General features: G+C 73.0%; 17 protein-coding genes. 10 read left to right on the top strand and 7 right to left on the bottom strand.

All coding sequences use genetic code 11. The features are described 5' to 3' along the window. The first annotated feature begins 17 nt into the window (after positions 1-17). Positions 18-1,508 (top strand): aldehyde dehydrogenase, encoded by a 1,491-nt coding sequence (locus ACZ6I3_RS13240; RefSeq protein WP_469414284.1) that lies wholly within the window; start codon positions 18-20, stop codon positions 1,506-1,508. Then, positions 1,505-2,197, top strand: a complete 693-nt coding sequence (locus ACZ6I3_RS13235) for a gamma-glutamyl-gamma-aminobutyrate hydrolase family protein (protein ID WP_469414282.1) — start codon at positions 1,505-1,507, stop codon at positions 2,195-2,197. The genes ACZ6I3_RS13240 and ACZ6I3_RS13235 overlap by 4 nt, the downstream gene beginning before the upstream one ends. A 14-nt stretch (positions 2,198-2,211) precedes the next feature. Here the strand turns inward: ACZ6I3_RS13235 and ACZ6I3_RS13230 are convergent, their stop codons facing one another. Further along, positions 2,212-2,784: a MarR family winged helix-turn-helix transcriptional regulator gene (locus tag ACZ6I3_RS13230; protein WP_469414280.1), complete on the bottom strand. Its 573-nt coding sequence runs from the start codon at positions 2,782-2,784 to the stop codon at positions 2,212-2,214. Between the two features lie 104 nt (positions 2,785-2,888). Here ACZ6I3_RS13230 and ACZ6I3_RS13225 point away from each other — a divergent pair, with 104 nt between their 5' ends. Then, positions 2,889-3,830, top strand: a complete 942-nt coding sequence (locus ACZ6I3_RS13225) for a TIGR03619 family F420-dependent LLM class oxidoreductase (RefSeq protein WP_469414279.1) — start codon at positions 2,889-2,891, stop codon at positions 3,828-3,830. Between the two features lie 30 nt (positions 3,831-3,860). Here the strand turns inward: ACZ6I3_RS13225 and ACZ6I3_RS13220 are convergent, their stop codons facing one another. Next, positions 3,861-4,892: a helix-turn-helix transcriptional regulator gene (locus ACZ6I3_RS13220; RefSeq protein WP_469414277.1), complete on the bottom strand. Its 1,032-nt coding sequence runs from the start codon at positions 4,890-4,892 to the stop codon at positions 3,861-3,863. 206 nt (positions 4,893-5,098) lie between these two features. Here ACZ6I3_RS13220 and ACZ6I3_RS13215 point away from each other — a divergent pair, with 206 nt between their 5' ends. The 4 genes from ACZ6I3_RS13215 (at position 5,099) to ACZ6I3_RS13200 (ending at position 10,394) form a co-directional block, all read left to right on the top strand. Next, positions 5,099-6,109 carry a sugar ABC transporter substrate-binding protein gene (locus ACZ6I3_RS13215; RefSeq protein ID WP_469414275.1) on the top strand — a complete coding sequence of 337 codons (1,011 nt, stop codon included), beginning with the start codon at positions 5,099-5,101 and terminating at the stop codon, positions 6,107-6,109. 7 nt (positions 6,110-6,116) lie between these two features. Next, positions 6,117-7,631 carry a sugar ABC transporter ATP-binding protein gene (locus ACZ6I3_RS13210; protein WP_469414274.1) on the top strand — a complete coding sequence of 505 codons (1,515 nt, stop codon included), beginning with the start codon at positions 6,117-6,119 and terminating at the stop codon, positions 7,629-7,631. Next, the gene (locus tag ACZ6I3_RS13205) at positions 7,628-8,611 is read left to right on the top strand and encodes an ABC transporter permease (RefSeq protein ID WP_469414272.1); all 984 of its coding nucleotides are present in this window, start codon (positions 7,628-7,630) and stop codon (positions 8,609-8,611) included. The genes ACZ6I3_RS13210 and ACZ6I3_RS13205 overlap by 4 nt, the downstream gene beginning before the upstream one ends. 85 nt (positions 8,612-8,696) lie before the next feature. Next, entirely contained in the window at positions 8,697-10,394 is a 1,698-nt protein-coding gene (locus tag ACZ6I3_RS13200; protein WP_469414271.1) for an amidohydrolase, read from the top strand. Here the strand turns inward: ACZ6I3_RS13200 and ACZ6I3_RS13195 are convergent. Genes ACZ6I3_RS13195 through ACZ6I3_RS13185 form a run of 3 tightly spaced genes read right to left on the bottom strand, consistent with a single transcriptional unit; the run spans position 10,357 to position 12,991 of the window. Beyond that, positions 10,357-11,229 carry a metal ABC transporter permease gene (locus ACZ6I3_RS13195; RefSeq protein WP_469414269.1) on the bottom strand — a complete coding sequence of 291 codons (873 nt, stop codon included), beginning with the start codon at positions 11,227-11,229 and terminating at the stop codon, positions 10,357-10,359. The genes ACZ6I3_RS13200 and ACZ6I3_RS13195 overlap by 38 nt on opposite strands. Beyond that, positions 11,226-12,074 carry a metal ABC transporter ATP-binding protein gene (locus ACZ6I3_RS13190; protein ID WP_469414267.1) on the bottom strand — a complete coding sequence of 283 codons (849 nt, stop codon included), beginning with the start codon at positions 12,072-12,074 and terminating at the stop codon, positions 11,226-11,228. The genes ACZ6I3_RS13195 and ACZ6I3_RS13190 overlap by 4 nt, the downstream gene beginning before the upstream one ends. Continuing rightward, positions 12,071-12,991: a metal ABC transporter solute-binding protein, Zn/Mn family gene (locus ACZ6I3_RS13185; protein ID WP_469414265.1), complete on the bottom strand. Its 921-nt coding sequence runs from the start codon at positions 12,989-12,991 to the stop codon at positions 12,071-12,073. Before ACZ6I3_RS13185 ends, ACZ6I3_RS13190 begins: the two co-directional genes overlap by 4 nt. 175 nt (positions 12,992-13,166) lie before the next feature. On the opposite strand from ACZ6I3_RS13185, the gene ACZ6I3_RS13180 reads away from it, so the two are divergent. The 3 genes from ACZ6I3_RS13180 to ACZ6I3_RS13170 all read left to right on the top strand — a co-directional run bounded on the left by ACZ6I3_RS13180 (position 13,167) and on the right by ACZ6I3_RS13170 (position 15,319). Next, positions 13,167-13,847, top strand: coding sequence for a helix-turn-helix transcriptional regulator (locus ACZ6I3_RS13180; protein WP_469414264.1), 681 nt, complete (start codon positions 13,167-13,169; stop codon positions 13,845-13,847). Then, positions 13,844-14,821 (top strand): pyridoxal-phosphate dependent enzyme, encoded by a 978-nt coding sequence (locus tag ACZ6I3_RS13175; RefSeq protein ID WP_469414263.1) that lies wholly within the window; start codon positions 13,844-13,846, stop codon positions 14,819-14,821. Before ACZ6I3_RS13180 ends, ACZ6I3_RS13175 begins: the two co-directional genes overlap by 4 nt. 141 nt (positions 14,822-14,962) lie before the next feature. Further along, positions 14,963-15,319 (top strand): cupin domain-containing protein, encoded by a 357-nt coding sequence (locus ACZ6I3_RS13170; protein ID WP_469414261.1) that lies wholly within the window; start codon positions 14,963-14,965, stop codon positions 15,317-15,319. A gap of 76 nt (positions 15,320-15,395) precedes the next feature. Here ACZ6I3_RS13170 and ACZ6I3_RS13165 read toward each other — a convergent pair whose 3' ends face one another. Both ACZ6I3_RS13165 and ACZ6I3_RS13160 read right to left on the bottom strand, forming a co-directional pair. Further along, positions 15,396-16,760, bottom strand: coding sequence for a vWA domain-containing protein (locus ACZ6I3_RS13165; RefSeq protein ID WP_469414259.1), 1,365 nt, complete (start codon positions 16,758-16,760; stop codon positions 15,396-15,398). Further along, a complete protein-coding gene (locus ACZ6I3_RS13160) occupies positions 16,757-17,614 on the bottom strand; it encodes an AAA family ATPase (protein WP_469414559.1) in 858 nt (285 codons plus the stop codon). Before ACZ6I3_RS13160 ends, ACZ6I3_RS13165 begins: the two co-directional genes overlap by 4 nt. Between the last annotated feature and the right edge of the window lie 64 nt (positions 17,615-17,678).

The following is a 17,678-nucleotide window of genomic DNA, read 5'->3' as shown; positions in this document are numbered from 1 at the left end:
GCCCCCAAGGAGGTTCCATGCCGGCCGTCACCCACGACGAGTGGCTGCGCCGCGCCAAGGCGTTCCAGCTCTCCGGCGCCCATCACCTCGACGGCGCCGACGAACCCGGGCACGGGGCGACGTTCCCGGTCGTGTCCCCACGGGACGGCCGGATCATCGCCGAGGTCGCCGACGCCGGCCCCGCCGAGGTGGACGCGGCCGTCGCCGCCGCCCGGCGGGCCTTCGACACCGGCCCCTGGCCGCGCCTGGCACCCGCCGAGCGCGGCCGGGCCCTGCTCCGCCTCGCCGGCCTGCTCGACGAGCGGCGCGAGGAACTGGCGTTGACCGTCAGCCTGGAGATGGGCAAACCGATCACGGACGCCGACGGTATCGAACTGCGCGCCGTCATCAACACCTTCCGCTGGTACGGCCAGCTCGCGGACAAGCTCACCGACGAGTCCCCGCACACCGCCCCGGACGCCCTCGCCCTGGTCACCCGGGAACCCGCCGGGGTGGTCGGGGCGGTCGTCCCCTGGAACTTCCCGCTGACCCTGGCCGGCTGGAAGATCGCCCCGGCGCTGGCGGCCGGCTGCACGGTCGTCCTGAAACCCTCGGAGCACTCCCCGCTCTCCGCCCTGCTCCTGGGCCGCCTCGCGACCGAGGCCGGACTGCCGCCGGGCGTGCTCAACGTCGTGGGCGGCGACGGACCCACGGCCGGCCGGGCCCTCGGGCTCCACCCCGGCGTGGACGTCCTGGCGTTCACCGGCTCCACCGCCGTGGGCCGCCACTTCCTGCGCTACGCCGCCGACTCCAACCTCAAGCGGGTCTGGCTGGAACTCGGCGGCAAGTCGCCCAACATCGTCCTGCCCGACGCCCCCGACCTCGACAAGGCCGCCGCCACCGCCGCCTGGGGCATCTTCTTCAACCAGGGCGAGATGTGCACGGCCCCTTCGCGGCTGCTCGTGCACACCTCGATCGCCGAGCGCGTCACCGAGGCCGTGGTCCGGCGTGCCCGGGAGCTACGGGTCGGCGACCCCCTCGACCCGGCGACGGAGATGGGAGCACTGGTCGGACAGGCCCACCTGGACCGCGTACGCGACCACGTCCGACACGGCGTCGACGAGGGCGCCCGTCTGCGTACCGGCGGCGAACGGGTCCTCGCCGAGACGGGCGGGACCTACCTGGAGCCGACCGTCTTCGACCAGGTCGACCCCGGTGCGCGACTGGCCCGGGAGGAGATCTTCGGCCCCGTCCTGTCGGTGCTCGCCTTCGACGACCTCGACGAGGCGGTCCGCCTGGCCAACGCCACCGAGTACGGCCTCGCCGCCGGCCTGTGGACCTCCGACCTGTCCACCGCCCACCAGGTCTCCCGCAGACTGCGGGCCGGCACGGTCTGGGTCAACTGCTACGAGGAGGGCGACCTGACCGTGCCCTTCGGCGGCATGAAGCAGTCGGGCAACGGCCGCGACAAGTCCGCCCACGCGCTGGAGAAGTACACCGAGCTCAAGACCACCTGGATCCAGCTGTGAGGCCGCTGATCGCCGTCCCCGCCCGGTTCTCCGCACGGACCTCCGCCCTCCGGTACGCCGCCGAGGTCACCGCCCGGGCCCTGACCGAGGCCGTCTGGCGGGCCGGCGGCGAACCGGCGAGCATCCACCCGGCGGACAGCGGCACCGCCGCCCGCCTCGCCCGCTTCGACGGCGTCCTGCTCCCCGGCGGCGGAGACCTCGCCCCCGCCCGCTACTCCGCCGCCGACACGCACGACACCGTCTACGACGTCGACACCCTCCAGGACACCTTCGACCTCGACGTCGCCCGCCACGCCCTGGAGTCGGGCCTGCCCCTGCTCGCGATCTGCCGCGGCCTCCAGGTCGTCAACGTGGGCCTCGGCGGCACCCTGGAGCAGGACATGGGCGGCCCGGAACGCGAGCACCGCCACCTGGTGCACCCCGTCACCCTGGAACCGGGCTCGGTCGTCGCCCGGGCCACCGGAGCCGAGAAGACCGACGTCTCCTGCTACCACCACCAGCGCGTCGACCGCCTGGGCACCGGCCTCCGCGTCACGGCCCGGGCGGCCGACGGCACCATCGAGGCCCTCGAACTCCCCGGCGCCCACGGCTGGTTCACGGCCGTCCAGTGGCACCCCGAGGACACCGCCCACGAAGACCCCGCGCAGCAGGGCCTGTTCGACGCGCTCGTACGGGCCGCCGCCCGGTGACGCCGCCGCGGGAGTCAGGCCCGGGGCCGCCGCCCGCTGCGCCGGGGCGCGGGCTCGGCACCGCCCCGCAGGGACTCCCGCCGCTCCTCGCCGTGCTCCTCCACCTGGAGCACCACGCTCCGCAGCCCCTCGGCGAGACTGCGGCACTCGGCGTCGCTCAGCCGGCCCGTGACGAAGGCCTCCTCCTCGTTGAACGCCGGAAAGACCCGCTGCATGAACGCGTCGCCCTCCTCCGTCAGGCTCAGCAGCACCAGCCGCCCGTCACTCGGATGACCGTCCCGCCGCAGCAGTCCCCGCGACTCCAGCGTGCGCACCACCCCGGTCAGCGTGCCCTTGGAGATCCCCGCCTCGTCCGCCACGTGCCGGGTCTCCGACTCGCCCCACACCCAGACCACCCACAGCACGACGAAGGCCGTCCAGGTCAGGTCGGAATCGCGCAGCACCGAGTTCTCCAGGTGCTGCCGCACGGCGGACGCGGCCCGGTGGATGTTCGCCACCGCCGCCATCTGCTCCCGGCGGATCGGAATGCCGCCGAGCTTCGCCGCCGCGAGCTTCTCGGCCTCGGTGATGGATCGGTGGCCCGGCACGGGCGGCTCCTTCGTCTGGTCGCGACGTGTCACGCACGGGCGGCTCACCCGGGCCGTCCAGTCGTTCGGACTCAAATTGTACGAAGCCGAAAGGGAAACCCGTCATGCCCAGTCCTCCCCGCATGCTCCTCGTCCTCAGCGAGAACTGGACCCTGACCGGCGGCCGGGCCGATCTGCCCGCCGCCGTCCGCTGGGCCCGCGAGGCCGAGGACGCCGGCTTCGACGCCGTCATGGTCAGCGAGCACATCGTCCTCGGCCCCGACGCGGCAGCCGCCGGCATCATGGGCAACCCCCGCGACTACGCCCTCCCGGGCAACCAGGACCCGCACACCCCCTGGCCCAACTCCCTGCTGCTGCTCGCCGCCATCGCCTCCGTCACCTCCCGGCTGCGCCTCGCCGCCGCTGCCGTTCTCGCCCCACTTCGCCACCCGCTGCTGCTCGCCCGTGAGCTCGGCACCCTCGACCTCCTCAGCGAGGGACGGCTCGTCGTACAGCCCACGGTCAGCTGGAGCGAGGACGAGTACGACGCCCTCGGCGTGCCCTTCGCCCGGCGGGGACGGCTCCTCGACGAGCAGCTGGAGGTCTGGGCGAAGGCCTGGGGCCCGTCCCCGCTGTCCCACGAGGGACCGCACTACCCCTTCCAGGACGTCTGGTTCGAGCCCAAGGCTCACCGTCCGGACGGTCCCCGGCTCTGGTTCGGCGGGCAGCGCCTGCACGGCCCCGTCCTGCGCCGCCTGGTGCGCTACGGCCACGGCTTCCACCCGCTCGGCCGGCCCACGCCCGAGGACCTCCGGACGCTCAAGGAGTCGATGGCCGCCGCCGGGCGGGACATCGCCGGTCTGGAGATGATCGGCGGCACCCGGGCCGTCTTCCCGGACGACCGTTCACCGGCGGACCTCGGTGCGGCGCTCGCCGTGATCCCGGAGCAACTGGAGCAGGGCTTCACCACGTTCTGTGTCAAGCCGAACCAGTTCATCGACGACCCCGAGGGGGTCGGGGCGTTCTGCCGCGAGGTCATGCGGCGCGTCGGGCGACTGACCTCCTGACCTCGTCCCTTCCGACCGCCACGGCCCGGATCACCGCTCGACGAAACGCGCGAGGTGATCCGGGTCCGGACGCAGCAGCCCGTCCCGGACCGCGAGCGCGGTGGCCTCGGCGCGGGAGGCGCAGCCGGTCTTGCGCAGCAGATGCTCGACATGGCTGTGCACGGTCCGCGGCGACAGGAACAGGGCCTGCGCGATGGCCTGGTTGGTCTGCCCCGTGGCCGCCCGGGTGAGCACCTCCAGCTCCCGGGGGCTCAGCCCGTACGGCAGCTCCGTGGGCGTCTCGTGCACCAGTACCGCCGCCGACGCGAGGCCGGGGCCCGGCGGGTGCCGGTGCAGGGCGACCCGCCGCCAGCCGCCACCGGCCGGCCACAGCAGCCGCAGCCGCCGCCCGCCCATGCCCGTGAAGGCGTCGAGCAGCGCACGGAAGGGTCCGTCGTCCCGCAGTACGAGGGGCCGGTCCCGGCCGGGCAGGTCGATCACCCCGCCGTCGCCGGTGACCAGGCTCGCCGCGTCCTCCCCGGCCAGACCGTGCAGGTCACCGGCGTGTGCCAGCGGGTCGGCGAACGCGGCCAGGGCGGGGATCACGGAGGCGAGCAGCAGCCGGGCGTCGGTGTCGTAGGCGTCCGCGCTCTCGGTGGAGAGATGGACCAGCCCCACCAGACGGCCACGGTGGCGCAGCGCTCCCGTGACGCCGTCCCGGAAACCGGCAGGGCGGACGCGCTCGGCGTAGAACCAGCCGTGCCGGAAGCGCGGTCCGGCGTCCTCGGGATCCTCCGCGTCCTGGGAGATGGACGGTGGCAGCTCACGCCGTACGACGTTGCGGTACCAGGGCGTCCCGACGAACTCACGGGCCAGGGCCTGCGAGGCCGCGTCGGTGTAGCCGATGCCCGCGACCTGCACGTGGGAGCCGGTCACCGGGTCGATCGTGAGCAGGGTCGCGGCGTCCAGCGGCAGGGCGCCGGCGAGTTCGCGCAGGGCCTGCGCGGAGGCCGACGCGGTGTCGCGCTCGCGGGTGAGCATGCCGATGCGGGCGGCTGCCGCGATCTGGTGGTGGCTGGGCATGACGAGCCTCCGGGCGGCTCGGGCGACGATGTCGTTTGGGGCCTAACGATAGGGCTCCGGTCCGTGCCGGACAAGGTGTTCACCGGGCCTCGCCGCGCCCGCGGTCGGTATTTGTACGGATGGTGCGCAAGGCCCGGCGGGTCTTTCCTGTTCGGCACAGCCGGACGCCCGCTCACACCGGGCCCGCCCCTCGGAGAGCCCTCACCATGACCCCACCCCCGTACACCGCCTCGCGCAGACGCTTCCTCGCCCTCTCCGCCGCCACCGCCCTGGCGGCCGCCGGATGCTCGGCACCGGAGAACACGTCCGCCTCGTCCCGACCGTCGGCCTCCGGCGGCACCCGCCTGACGAAGATCGGCCTCGACTACCCCTTCACCCAGCTCCCGCTCTACTCCACGCTGGTCAAGCTCTCCACCGCCCAGGCCGAGCGGCACGGCATCTCGCTGCTCACGACCAGCGACAACGCGAGCGCCGACACCCAGGCGAGCAACCTCAACACCTGGGTCGCCCGCGAGGTCCCGGCGATCGTGTCCTTCCCGATGGTCTTCGAGGCCGCCGAGCCCATCGCCAAGGCGGCCCTGGACGCCGGACTGATTTGGGTGACCTACGGTGGCTCCCTCCAGCACCAGAGCGCCGACATACAGTTCAGCTTCCGCGAGGGCGGCACCCAGCTCGGCGAGGCCGCGGCGAAGTGGGCCGAGGAACACCTCGGCGGCAAGGGCAAGATCGCCTTCCTCACCGACAGCACCATCGAGCTGGGCCGGGAGCGCACCAAGGGCATGATCGACGCCTTCACCGAGCTGGCGCCCGGCGTCGACGTCGTGGCCCGGGAACAGGCCATCGACCCGGACACGGGCCTGTCCAAGACGAAGGCGATCCTCGCCAAACACCCCGACCTCAACCTCGTCCTCGGTGTCACCGACGCCGCCGCGTACGGCGGGTTCAAGGCACTCCAGCAGGCAGGCCGGGAGAAGGATGACGCGAAGACCTTCGTCGGTGGGCAGGACGGGGCCGCGCCGTCGCTCCTCGCCGTCAAGCAGGGCACCTTCTACCAGGCCTCCGCCGCCTTGGCGCCGAAGGACATCGCCGCCGCCGTCGTCGAGGTGCCGCGCGCGGTCGCCGCGGGCAAGGCGAACCCCAGCGCCCAGGTGCCGATCACGCTGGTCCGGCGTGGCGACGGCGCCGAGATCGACAAACTGCTCGCACAGAACGCGTAGGCCCGCCATGACGACCACGAACCTCCGCATCCGCGGCCTGACCAAGTCGTTCGGCGGAGTCCGGGCCCTGGACGGCGTGGACCTCACCGTCCCGGCCGGCCAGGTGCACGCACTGCTCGGCCACAACGGCGCCGGCAAGTCCACTCTCATCAAGTGCCTGGGCGGCGCCTTCCCGCCCGACGCCGGCACCATCGAGGTGGGCGGGACGACCCACACCCGCCTCAGTCCCCGCGAGTCGATCGCGGCCGGCGTGGCGATCATCTTCCAGACGCTCAGCGTGGTCGACGCTCTGACCGTGGCGGAGAACATCTTCCTCGGCCAGGAGTGGACCCGGTACGGCCGCATCGACCGGCGCGCCCAGGAGGACGTCGCCGCCGGGCTGCTGGAGCGGGTCGCGGCCCGGTGCTCCCCACGCGACCGGGTGGCGGATCTGCCCATGGGACAGCGGCAGTTGGTGGAGATCGCCAAGGCCCTCAGCCGCAGCGCCTCCGTCCTGGTCCTCGACGAGCCGACGGCCGCCCTGTCCGGGGCGGAGACCGACGCCCTGGCCGAACGCGTCGAAGACCTGCGCACCCAGGGGCTCGCCATCGTCTACGTCACCCACCTGCTGGCGGAGGTCGAACGGCTCGCGGACGCGGTGACGGTCCTGCGCGACGGACGGGTCGCGCACCAGGGCACGGTGGCGGGGCAGACCCGGGCCGAACTGGTCGCGGCGATCGCGGGGCGGCCGACGGAGGAAGTGCGCGGGCCCCGGCCCCGCCGTACGTCAACCGCACCCCGGCTCGTCGTCAATGCCCTGCGCGGCCCCGGCTTCGGCCCCGTCGATGTCACCGTGGGCGAAGGCGAACGCGTCGCCCTGTTCGGGCTCATCGGTTCCGGCCGTACCCGCGTCCTGGAGACCCTCTACGGCAGGCGGCGCGCCACCGCCGGATCGATCAGGGTCGGTGACCGTACCGTCGCCCCGGCCCGCCCGGCCGACGCGCTCGCCGCAGGGATCGCCCTCGTACCGGCGGACCGGCGCGCACAGGGCCTGTTCCCGTCGCTGTCCGCGCAGGACAACACGCTGCTGCCGGCCGTCCGGCCCCTGGCCCGGTACGGCGTGCGGGCATTGCGCACCGAGCGGCGGGTGTTCGAGGCGCTGGCCACAGCGGTGGGCCTGCGCCCGGCGCGGCCCGGGCTGCCGGCGGGCGCGTTCTCCGGCGGCAACCAGCAGAAGCTCGTCCTCGGCCGGTGGATCAACGAGGCCCGGCACGTGGACGTCCTGCTGCTGGACGAGCCGACGCAGGGCGTGGACGTGGGGGCCCGGCAGGAGATCTACCGGGTCGTGTCCTCCCTCGCCGCCGAGCGCGGCACCGCCGTGCTGTTCGCCTCCAGCGACCCCGAGGAGATCGTGGCGCTCGCCGACCGCTGCCTGATCGTCGCCGGGGGACGGATCGCCGGCGAACTCTCGGGCGCCGAACTCACCGAACAGGCCCTGCTGTCGGCCGTCCACACCCCCCTGTCCGCCGAAGGAGCAGCATGACCACCGCCGACCGCGTCCTCACGCGCCCCCGACTCCTGGCCACGGGCGGGCTGGACACCGTACGCCGCAACCCGCTGCTCGTCGTGCTAGTCGCGATGGTGCTGGTCTTCCAGCTGACCACGGGCAGCTTCCTCGACCCGGCCAACCTGAGCGGCATCACCACCGACGCCGCCACCCTCGCCATCGTCGCCGTCCCGCTGGCCCTGCTCGTCATCAGCGGCTACCTCGACCTGTCGGTCGGCTCCACGCTCGCCCTCGGCGGGCTGGTCGCCGGCTGGCTGGCCGGGCAGCACCACCAGTCACCCGCCGTCGCCCTGCTGGGTGCGCTCGCCGCCGGGGCGGCGGTCGGGGCGGTCAACGGCGTCCTGTGCTGCTACTTCGGCCTGTCCGCGTTCATCGTCACCCTCGGGATGCTGACGGCCGTACGGGGCCTGGCACAGCAGCTCTTCCCGCTGCCGCTGAGCGGCTTCGGGTCCGGGTTCGCCTGGATCGGCGGGGCGCGGATCGCCGGGTTCGCGGCGCCGGTCGTCATCGCGGCGCTGGTGCTGGCGGCGGGCACGCTCTTCCTGGCGCTCACCCCGGCCGGACGCCACGTCTTCGCCATCGGCGTCAACCGGGAGGCCGCCCACCTCTCCGGCATCCAGGTCCGCCGGACCCCGTTCGCGCTGTTCGTCGTCACCGGCGTGGCCGCCGCCCTGGCCGGGGCCGTCAAGGCGTCGGTGCTGGACAGCGTGGTCGCCGGAACCTCCGGGGCCGGGTTCGAACTGACCGTGCTCACCGCGGTGCTGCTCGGCGGAGTCGCCCTCACCGGCGGCACCGGCTCGATCCTCGGCGTCCTGCTCGGCGTGCTCTTCCTCGGCGGCCTGCAGAACGGCCTGACCCTGCTGAACGTGCCGACGTTCTGGCAGCAGATGGCCCAGGGTGTCGCGCTGGTCGCCGGCGCGGCCCTCGCGTACTTCGCACCCCGCTCGGGGCGCTGACCCACCTCCCCCCCCCCGAATCCGAGAACCCGAGAACCCGAGAACCCGAGAACCCGAGAACCCGAGACCCGAAGAGAGGTCACCTGTGAGCGACACCGCTCCCACCCTCGTCCTGACCGGCGGCCAGGTCCTCACCGTCGACGCCGGCTTCACCGTCGCCGAGGGTGTGGCCGTGCGCGGCCGCGACATCCTGGCCGTCGGCAGCGACGCGGAGATGCGCGCCCTGGCCGGACCCGGCACACGGATCGTCGAACTGGGCGGACGGACCGTGCTGCCCGGCATCAACGACTCGCACCTGCACGGGGCCGCCTACGGGATGACGAAACCGCCGTTCGCCATCGACGTCGGCCATCCGGCGGTGGGTTCCCTCGCCGACGTCGCCGCGGCCGTGGGCCGGGCGGCACGGGACGCCCCGGACGGCGAGTGGATCGTCGGCCTGGGCTGGGACCCCGGCTATCTCGCCGAGTGCCTGGCCGACCCGGGCCGCTTCCCGCACCGCCGGGACCTGGACGCGGTGGCGCCGCACCACCCGGTCTGTCTGACCGACTTCTCCTCGCACATGGTGTGGGCCAACTCCGAGGCACTGCGCCGCTGCGGCATCGACGCGGACACCGCGCCCCCGCCCGGCGGCGTCATCGACCACGACCCCGACGGCCGGCCGACCGGCATCCTGCGCGAGGCCGCCGGGCGCCTCGTCCAGGCCGAGCTGCCCGCCCCCACCGTCGCCCAGCGCCGCCAGGCCATCCAGGGCGTGATCCGCGAGCTGCACGCGCGCGGCATCACCAGCTACACCGAGCCCGGCCTCGGCCCCGGCGGCGCCGGAACCCTGTTCGGCGGCCTGAGCACCGAGAACTGGACCGCGTACGCCGAACTCGCGGCCGAGGGCGCACTCGAAGCCCGCGTCAGCGTCCTGCTCCTGCCCGCCCCCATGGGCGGTTCCGCCGCCGACGTCCGCAAGGGACTGGCCGAACTGCGCCGCCCCGAGTCGGCCGACCCCCGGCTGCTGCGGGCCATCGGCGTCAAGGTCTTCGGCGACGGCGTACCGCCCAACCGCACGGCGTGGATGAACGAGCCCTACCCGGAAGGCGGTCACGGCGCCCTCTGCGTGCACGGCGACACCCCCGCGCTCCAGGCGGACGAACTGCGCGAGATGATCCGGGTCGCCCACGAGGCCGGCTTCCAGCTCGGCGTGCACGTCACCGGGGACCGGGCCATCGACACGGTCGTGGACGCCTTCGTCGCCGCCGACACGGCGGCGCCCCGCCCCGACACCCGCCACTACGTCATCCACGGCGACTTCATCGGCCCCGGCAGCCTCGCCAAGCTCGCCGCGCACGGCTACGGCGTCAACATGAACCCCGCCATCAAGTGGACCATCTCCGACCTGATGGACGAGGTCGTGGGCCCCGAACGCTCGGCCTACCAGTGGCCGGTGCGCTCCGCGCTCGACGCCGGAGTACGGGTCTGCGCCAGCTCCGACGCCCCGATCACCGAGCCCGACTGGCGGCAGGGCGTGGCCTCGATGATGCTCCGCGAGTCCAAGGCCAGCGGCCGGCCCAGCGGCCCCGAACAGTGCGTGCCGCTCGCCGACGCCCTGCGCGCCTACACGGCCACCGCCGCCTGGCAGGACTTCGCCGACGACTGGAAGGGCACCGTCGAACCGGGCCGGGCCGCCGATCTGTGCGTCCTGGACCGGCCGCTGCTGGGCCTCGACCCGCACGAGATCACCGAAGTGCGGGTGGACCTCACCGTGTTCGACGGGCGGGTGGTCTTCGAACGCTGAGCCGCCGGCCGGCCACCCGGCACACGGCGTAGACGCCGAACGAGATCGTCGTGACGTAGGGGCTGATGGGGACGCTGCTGCCCAGCGCGAGCAGGATGCCGCCCTCGATCGAGGCCACGGCGAACAGCACGCTCAGCAGGGGCAGCAGCACCGGCGACGCGGTGACCCGGGCGGCGGCAGCGGCCGGGGTGACGACCAGGCTGAGCACCAGCAGCGCGCCGACGACCTGCACCGACAGGGCGACCGCGAGCCCGAGCACCAGCATGAAGCCGAAGGACAGCGCCCGCACCGGCACCCCGCGCGCCTGCGCCACATCCGGGTCGGCGCTGGCGAAGGCGAGCGGGCGCCACATGACCGCCAGGGCGATGAGCACCAGCACGGACGTGCCGAGCAGCCACGACATCTGCGGGGTGTCCACGGCGACGATCTGCCCGGTGAGCAGCCCGAACTTGTTGGCCGCCCGGCCCTTGTAGAGGGCCAGGAAGAGCACGCCCAGGCCCAGCCCGAACGGCATGATGATGCCGATCACCGAGTTGCGGTCCCGGGCCCGCGTCCCCAGCACCCCGATGGCCCCGGCCGCGAGGAGCGAGCCGGCGATCGAGCCCGCCACGATGTTCACGCCCAGCAGCAGCGCCGCCGACGCGCCCGCGAAGGACAGTTCGCTGATGCCGTGCACCGCGAACGGCAGGTCCCGCATCAGCACGAACACCCCGGCCAGCCCGCCCACCAGCCCCAGCGCCACACCCGCGACGAGGGAGTTGCGGACCAGGGCGAGGAGTTCGCCGTAGTCGGTGAAGTCGAAGATCTGGTGCCAGATCCCGGCGGCGAGCGTCATGCGCGCACTCCGTCCGCCTCGTGCGGCTGCTCGGGATGGTGTGCCGGTGCGGCCGGTTCGTCGGGCGCGCCCGCGACCACCACCCGGCCGCGCACCCGTACGACGTCGACCTGCGTGCCGTACAGCCGGGACAGCGACTCGGAGGTCAGCACCTCGTCCGGGGTGCCGACGCGGTGACCGCCGGGGGCCAGGTACAGCACCCGGTCGACCATGCCCAGCACCGGGTTGATCTCGTGCGTCACGAAGACCACCGCCGTGCCGCGGGAGCGGCGCCGGGCGTCGATCAGTTCGGTGACGGCCCGCTGGTGGTTCAGGTCGAGCGACAGCAGCGGCTCGTCGCACAGCAGGATCCGCGGGTCGGTGGCCAGGGCCTGCCCGATGCGGACGCGTTGCCGTTCGCCGCCGGACAGCATGCCGAGCGGGACATCGGCGTAGGACGAGGCTCCGACCGCCTCCAGGATCTCGTCCACCCGGCGGCGGACCCCGCCGGTGCGCAGCCGTGGCCCGAAGCGGTGCCCGTCGATGCCGAACCGTACGAGGTCCCGGGCCCGCAGCATGGCCTGGGCGGACAACGCGGCCTGCTGCGGGACGTAGCCGATCTCCCGGGCGGCGTCGCGCGCGGGGCGGCCGAGGACGGTCAGCGTCCCGGCGGACAGCCGCCGGCGGCCCAGCAGCGCCCCTACGAAACTGGTCTTGCCCGCACCGTTCGGCCCCAGCACGGCCAGGAACTCCCCGGCCCGTACGTCGAGATCGAGGCCGCTCCACACCTCGCGGGCACCGTACGACAGGGCCGCACCGCGCAGACTGATGACAGGAACGCCGTCCTGCCCGGATATCGCGGTCACTTGGCCAGCGCGCCCGCGAGCGCGTCGACGTTGGCGGTCATCCAGCCGAGGTAGCTCTTGCCCTTCGGCAGGGTCTCGGTCACGGGCACGACGGGGATGCCGGCCGCCTTGGCCGCCGCCTCGGTCCTCTCGGTCTGCGGGCCGGTGGTCTGCTCGTTGTAGACGAGGGCCTCGACCTTCCCGCCGCTGAACAGCGCCAGGTTCTCCTTGAGGATCCGGGGGGAGACGTCGTCACCCTCCTCGATCGCCTCGCTGAACTCGGCGGGCGTCCGGTCGACCAGGCCGCTCGCCTCGGTCATGTACAGCGGCACGGGCTCGGTGATCGCCACGCCCGCCCCGCCGTGCTCCTTCCTGATCCGGGCTTCCTTCGCCTCCAGTGGCGTGAGCCGGGCCTTGAAGGCGGCGGCGTTCTTCTCGAAGACGGCCGCATCCGACGGGGCGGCCTCGGTGAGGGCCGCGGCTATGCGGTCGGCGACCTTGGCGACGGTGGGGAAGTCGTACCAGACGTGCTCGTTCAGCTCGCCGCCCTTCGGCGCGGTCTTGCCGGACACCTCGACCGCGTTGATCACCTGGGCGGAGTCGTTGTGGCCGCCCTTCAGCATGCGGTCGACGAAGTCGTCGTAGCCGCCGCCGTTCTCCACGACGACCTCGGCCTTGGAGAGGGCGAGCTGGTTCTGGGGGTCGGCCTCGTAGGAGTGCGGGTCCTGGTCGGGGTCGTTGATGAGCGAGGTGACGTCGACTCTGTCGCCGCCGACCCGCCGCACGATGTCGCCGTAGACGTCCGTGGAGGCGACCACGGAAACGCGGGCTGGTGCGCTCTCGCCGCCGACGGAGTCCGAAGAGCTGCCGCAGCCCGCGAGAAGGGCGAGTGACGCGCTGGTCAGCAGCGCCAGGCGGCGGGACGTGGACAGGGTCATGGCTCCTCCAGGACGGACACGCACAGGGGTGTTCGGCAGCGCCACGCTAGATGGGAATGAATGTCAAGAGCGGGTTCCGGCCGAAGTCATGTGAAAACCATTGCCAATTGTTGAAGCGGAGATCTGGATCGGCTCTGGACTAGAAATCCAGACATTGGATGCGTAGTCTAAATCCATGCGAGAAACTCTGACCGCGGAACGGGATGCGATCCTCGCCGCGCTGACGCCGGTCGTCGAAGGAATCGCCGCGACCTTCGGGCCGGTCTGCGAAGTCGTGCTGCACGACTACCGGAGCCCGGAGAAGTCGGTGGTCGCCGTCGCCGGATCGGTGACCGGGCGGACGGTGGGCGGCGCGATGAGCGAGATCGGCATGCGCGTCCTCGCCGGGGGCGACGAGGCGGCCGATGAGCTGAACTACGTCACCCGCACCCGGAACGGGGCGCTCGTGAAGTCCTCCACGATGGTGCTGAGAGATTCCACGGGGGCCGTGTTCGGCGCGCTCTGCGTCAACGTGGACGTCAGTGCCGTCAGTCAGGTCCACGGCCTGCTCGGCGCACTCGCCGGAATCCGTCCCGAGCCGGCGGAGCTGCCGACCACCACCTTCGGCAACGACATCGACTCCGTGGTCGACGCCCTCGTCGACGTCCACCAGTCGCAGCAGCGGGGGAGCTGGGCGGAACTGGACCGCGCGGAGCGCCTGGAGCTGTTCGGCGGGCTGGACACGCGTGGCGTCTTCGCCGTGCGCGGCGCGGTCGAGCAGGTCGCTGCCCGGCTCGGCATCTCCCGCGCCTCCGCCTACAACTACCTCTCCCACGCCCGGGCCGCCCACGACACTTCCACCGGAGGAACCGCGTGACGACCACCACCCCACCGGTCGGCCTCGACGACGTCCGGGGCGCCGCCGCCCGGCTCAAGGGCGTCGCCCACCGCACCCCGGTGCTGCGCTCCCGCACCCTCGACACGCTCGCCGGTGCCGAGATCCACCTCAAGTGCGAGAACTTCCAGCGCGTCGGCGCCTTCAAGTTCCGCGGCGCCTACAACGCCGCCTCCCGCCTCACCCCCGAGCAGCTGTCCCGGGGCATCGCCGCCTACTCCTCCGGCAACCACGCCCAAGCCGTCGCCCTGGCCGCCCGCGAACTCGGCACCACCGCCGTGATCGTCATGCCGGAGGACGCCCCGCCGTCGAAGCGGGCGGCCACCACCGGCTACGGCGCCGAGATCGTCACCTACGACCGCTACACCGGCGACCGCGTCGCCATCGCCGAGGCCCTGGCCGCCGAGCGGGGTCTCACCGTCATCCCGCCGTACGAGCATCCGCACGTGATGGCCGGCCAGGGCACGGCAGCGCTCGAACTCCTCGAAGAGGCGGGAGAGTTGGGGGCGATAGTGACACCGGTCGGCGGCGGCGGGCTCATGGCCGGGAGTGCCACGGTGGCCAAGGGGCTGCACCCGGACATCCGGATGATCGGCGTCGAACCGGAGGCGGGAGACGACACCAAGCGCTCGCTGGAGGCCGGGCGGCGCATCAGCATCCCGGTGCCGCACACCATCGCCGACGGACAGGCCCTGCACACACCGGGCGAACTCACCTTCTCCGTCAACCGGCGGCTCGTCGACGAGATCGCGCTGGTCACCGACGACGAGATCCGGGACGCGATGCGGTTCGCCTTCGAACGCCTGAAGATCGTCCTCGAACCGAGCGGCGCCACCCCGCTGGCCGCCCTGCTGACCGGTCGCGTGGGCCGTCTCCCGCGCCGTGTCGGCGTCATCCTCTCCGGCGGGAACATCGACGCCGGACGCTTCGCCGAGCTCTGCGGACCCCAGGTCTGAGCGGGTGTTCCCCGGTTGGCGGCCCCGGATGGACGGGCGGACGATTGAGGGGCAGGAGGCCGGCCGCCGACGGCGGCGTCCAGGGCCGCCGGGGAGACCGGCCCCCGGCCGCGGTGCGCCGCGGTCGGAAGGGAGCGCGTCATGCTGGAAGTGAAGACGCTCGACAAGCCGGACGAGCGGCGTGATTTCCCCCGCGGCCACCTCGAAGCCGTCCACATGACGGATCTCGACTTCGCCGTGGCGACCTTCGAGCCCGGCTGGCGCTGGACGGAGTCCGTGGCCCAGCTCGCCGGCACCGAGACCTGCCAGATGCACCACAACTGCTTCATGCTCCAGGGCCGGATGCACATCCTCATGGACGACGGCGGCGAGAGCGAGGTCGGCCCCGGTGACGTCTTCGTGTGCACACCCGGCCACGACGCCTGGGTGGTGGGTGACGAGCAGGTCGTGGTCTACGACTTCCAGGGGCAGACGGCGAGGGAGTACGCGAAGAAGTAACCGCCCGGGGGAGAGAGGCGAGGTGCCGAGCAGGTGTACGCGACCGCGGCTCGCCGTCGCCTGATCACGCCCTCGGTCACACCGGCAGCAGCCGTGCCACCAGTGCGCTGAGCTGTGCGACATTGCGGCACTCGTGCATCTCGACCAGCTCGGCATAGAGCGGCGCGACGGAATCGCCCGTGCCCCACAGGGAACGCTGTTCGGGGTTCAGCCAGTAGACACGGCGCGCCCGCTCGGCGATCCGCCGCACGGCGGGCGGATTGGGGTCGCTCCGGTTCGTCCGGGCGTCACCGAGGACGAACACGGTCGTGCGATGACCGACCGCCTCGCCGTAGGCCTCGGCGAACTCGCCCAGCGCCGTGCCGTAGTCGCTGCTGTCGTGCCATCCGGTGAGGGTGGCCTCGGCCCCGATGCGGGCGCTGAGCCCTTCCGGGTCCGCGGTGCCGTGCCGGAGAAGCGCGGTCACCTCGTCGACCCGGTTGACGAAGGCGAACACCCGCACCTTGCTGAACTGGTCGTGCAGCGCCTGGACCAGCAGCATCGTGAAGTCCGAGAAACCCGACACCGACCCCGACACATCGCACAGCAGCACCAGTTCGGGACGGGCGGGGCGGCGCCTGCGCAGCACCGGCCTCATCGGCACCCCGCCCGTCGACAGCGAACCGCGCAGCGTCCGCCGCAGGTCGATCGTGCCCCGGGAGGCGCGGCGGCGCCGGGCCGCGAGCCGGGTCGCGAGCTTGCGGGCGAGCGGCTGGACCGCCCTGCGCAGCTCGGCCAGCCGGGCCTTCCCGGCGAACAGGAAGTCGACCCGGTCGGCGGTCGGGGCCACCGCCCGCCGGGCGATCTCGTCCCGGTCGCGCCGCTCGGCGACCCGGCGCCGCGCCTCCGAGGCCACCAACGCGCGGAAGCTCTCGATGCGTCGCCGGATCTCGTCCTCCAGCAGCCGGTCGGCGAACCCCGGACTGCCGCCCTGCCCGCGCACGTCGTCGCGGACCCGGGCGAGCAGGGTCTGCGGGCGCAGCCGCTCCAGCGCCTGGTACGACGACCAGCCGTCCGACTCCGGCGAGGAGCCGTAGCCACCGAAACCGTCGATCGCCTCGACCGCCAGCCGGCCCAGCAGCGCCTGGTCGTCGGCGGCGAGTGCGGCGGCCAGCCGGTCACGCAGGTTCTCCCTGCCCGCGGCCTTCTGCTCCGGGGCGCCGACGCCGCGCGGGAAGTACAGGTCGAAGACCGGGTCGAACACCTGGCGTTGCCCGGTGCCGTGCAGCAGCGTCGCCGCCAGCCCCTCGCGCAGCAGTTCCCGGTCCGTGAGGCCGAGCGCCTCGATCGCCTGCCCCGCGTCGACCGTCTCGCCCGTGCCGATCCGGATGCCGTGCGCGCGCAGCGCCCCGACCAGGGACGTCAGCCGCTCGGCGACACCCGCGCCCGCCGGGGTGGTCACAGGGCGTCCAGGTCGAGCTTGGCGCTCGCCTTGAGGACGTCCTCCTGATGCTTGAGGAGCACGCCGAGGCTGGCCCGCACAACCGTCTCGTCCAGGGTGCCGGCGCCCAGCGCGAGCAGCGTGCGCGCCCAGTCGATGGTCTCGGCGACCGACGGCACCTTGCGCAGGTCCATCGCCCGCAGCGCGCCCACGACCCGGACGACCGAGCGGGCCAGCGCCTCGTCGAGCCCCGGCACCTTCAGCCGTACGATCCGGCGCTCCAGCTCCTGGTCCGGGAAGCCGATGTGGAGGAAGAGGCAGCGGCGGCGCAGTGCCTCGGACAGCTCCCGGCTCGCGTTGGAGGTGAGGACGACGAAGGGTCGGCGCGTCGCGGTGATGGTGCCCAGCTCGGGCACGGTCACCTGGAAGTCGCTGAGCACCTCCAGGAGCAGGCCCTCCACCTCGACGTCCGCCTTGTCGGTCTCGTCGATCAGCAGCACCTTCGGGTCGTCGCCCCGGATGGCGGTCAGCAGCGGCCGGGTGAGCAGGAACTCCTCGCTGAAGATGTCCGTGCGCGTCTCGTCCCACGACTCGTCGCGGCCCGCGCTGATGCGCAGGAGCTGCTTGGCGTGGTTCCACTCGTACAGCGCCCGGGACTCGTCGACCCCCTCGTAGCACTGGAGGCGCACCAGGCGCGCTCCCGCGACCTCGGCGACGGCCTTGGCCAGCTCCGTCTTGCCCACCCCGGCCGGGCCCTCGACCAGCAGTGGCTTGCCCAGGCGGTCGGCGAGGAAGACGGTCGTGGCGACGGCGGGCGAGGCGAGATACCCGGTGTCGGCCAGACGTGCGGAGACGTCGTCGACGGATGTGAACAACGGGGCCTCCCGGACGGCGGCGATGGACAGAGCGGTGATCAGAGCACTATCTAAGCGCTTGTTC

This window comes from Streptomyces sp. NPDC041940, assembly GCF_055589465.1.
The sequence above is the reverse complement of the archived record's forward strand: the minus strand, read 5'-3'. Positions and strand labels throughout refer to the sequence as shown.